General features: G+C 73.6%; 1 protein-coding gene. It reads right to left on the reverse strand.

The window, feature by feature from the left end; genetic code table 11:
* On the reverse strand, positions 1-2,242 hold a 2,242-nt coding region (locus C9E82_RS23780; protein ID WP_244936075.1), incomplete at both ends, for a condensation domain-containing protein.

Consider the following 2,242-nt stretch of genomic DNA (forward strand, 5'->3'; position numbering starts at 1 on the left):
GACCATCCATCGATTGCGATATGGTGAGTTGTTATTGCGATTTTGTGTTTGTTTTTTGTTTCGGAGATGAGTGTTACGCGGATCGGGGGGTCGTTTCTCAGGTCGAACCGGGTGTTCTGGTCGGCTTTCAGGATGGCGTTTTGCTCGTCGTGGCGCTGGGTGTGGTCGCCCGAGAGGTCGTGGGTCAGCCATGGCAGGTCGGGCTGGCGGGGGATCAGCTGGACCATGCGCTCGCCGACGAGGTCGAAGCGGGCGGCGAGGTTGGGGTGGCGGGCCAGCAGGGCGCGCATGGCGCGGCGCAGGCGCTGGGGGTCCAGCGGGCCGTCCAGCGCGAAGACCATCTGCACGACATAGGCGCCGGCGCCCTGGTCGTCATAGCTGTCATGGAACAGGAAGCCCTGCTGCAGCGGCGACAGCGGCAGGATGTCGGCCAGCGGCAGGCGGGCCGAGAGGGCGTCGATGGCCGGCTGGTCCAGGCCCGACAGGGCCACGTCCGAGGCGGTCAGCACGCGTTCGGGCCGGGCCTCGGTCAGCGCGGCGATGCGGGCCAGCGCGTCGAACCAGCGCCCGGCCAGCTCGGCGATCTCGGCCTGGTCCAGGTGCCGGGCGGCCCATGACCAGTCGGCGACCAGCACCGGGCCGCCGGGGCGGTCCTCGGTCACGGCATTGAGATCGACCAGCCGGGCCAGCGGCCGGGGCCGGGGGGGCCGGGGCGCGGCGAAGGCGCCTTCGGCCGGGCGCCAGAAGCCGCCATCGGCGGCATCGGTGGCGGCATCGGTGGCGGCCTCGAAGCGGCCCAGGTAGTTGAACCCGGCCCATGCGGCGGGATGCCCGGCCAGCGCGGCCTTGCCCTCGGGGTCCAGGTGGCGCAGCAGCCCGTAGCCCAGGCCGTTTGCGGGCAGGCGGGCCAGCTGGTCCTTGACCGATTTCATGAGCCGGTCCAGCGCCTCGTCATCGGCCGGGACCGTGGCGTCGGGCAGCGACAGGCGCAGCGGGAACTGGCTGGTGAACCAGCCGATGCTGCGGCTGAGATCGGCGCCTTCGGCCAGCGGCTCGCGGCCGTGGCCCTCCAGCTCGAAGGCGGCGGTGGCGGGGTCCAGGCCGCGTTCGGCCTGCCAGCCGGCCAGGGCGATGGCGAAGCCGGCCAGCAGCACGTCGCCCACGCCGCCGCCGATGCGCTGGGGGGCGCGGGTCAGCAGGCAGCGGGTGATGTCGGCGGGCAGCTCGCGCATCAGGCCGCCGCGGGTCTCGGTGGTGTCGCGCTCGGGGTCCAGCGGGCCTGCGGGCCAGGCGGCATCGGGGGTCATCCGCTGCCAGAAGGGCAACTCGTGGCGCCGCGCGGCGGCGGCGCCGGGCAGGGCCGTGGCCCAGTCGCGCCACGAGACCGGCACCGGATCGAGGCCTGGTTCGCGGCCTTTCGCCCGTGCCTCGGCGGCGGCGGCGAGATCGGGCAGCAGGATGCGCCAGGAGACGCCGTCGATGGCCAGGTGGTGGATGGCCAGCCACAGCAGGCGGGCATCGGGCCGGTCGGGATCGGGGGCCAGCACGGCGCGCAGCATCTGGCCCTTGCGCGGCGACAGTTCGGCCAGCGCCCGTTCGGCGGCGGCGGTCGGATCCTCGCCTGGGGCCAGCACCGCCAGGCAGTCGCGGGCGCGGATGCTGCCCTGCGGGGCGATGGCCATGGTCTCGCCCTCGCCGCGCAGGCGCAGGGCGTGGTGCAGCGCCAGCATGTCGTCCAGGGCCTGCTCGAAGACCTGCGGCGCATGGGCGGGCACGCGCAGCAGCATGGCCTGGTGGAAGCCGTCGTGATTGCCGGGCTGGTCCTGCAGCCAGCGCATGATCGGGGTGGCGGGGAAGGGGCCGACGGGGTCGGCGGGCGGGCGTGCGGCGAGGGCCGGGGCCGTGGCCAGCGGGGCCAGCGCGGCGATGGTGGGGTTCTGGAAGATCTGCCTTGCGCTGATGGCGATGCCTGCCTTCCTGGCGCGTGCGACCAGCTGGATCGAGGAGATGGAATCGCCGCCAAGGGCGAAGAAGCTGTCGTCGATGCCGATCTCGGGGGTGCCCAGCACCTCGGCGAAGAGCTCGGCCAGGGCGGCCTCGGTCTGGTTGCGCGGCGCGCGGCGGGGTCCGGCCTCGGCTTCGGGTTCGGGCAGGGCGCGGCGGTCCAGCTTGCCGTTGGGGGTCAGCGGCAGGGCCTCCATCGCCACGAAGGCGGCGGGGACCATGTAGTCGGGCAGCGCCT

The organism is Paracoccus sigandri (genome assembly GCF_003709565.1).
GTDB lineage: Bacteria > Pseudomonadota > Alphaproteobacteria > Rhodobacterales > Rhodobacteraceae > Paracoccus > Paracoccus siganidrum.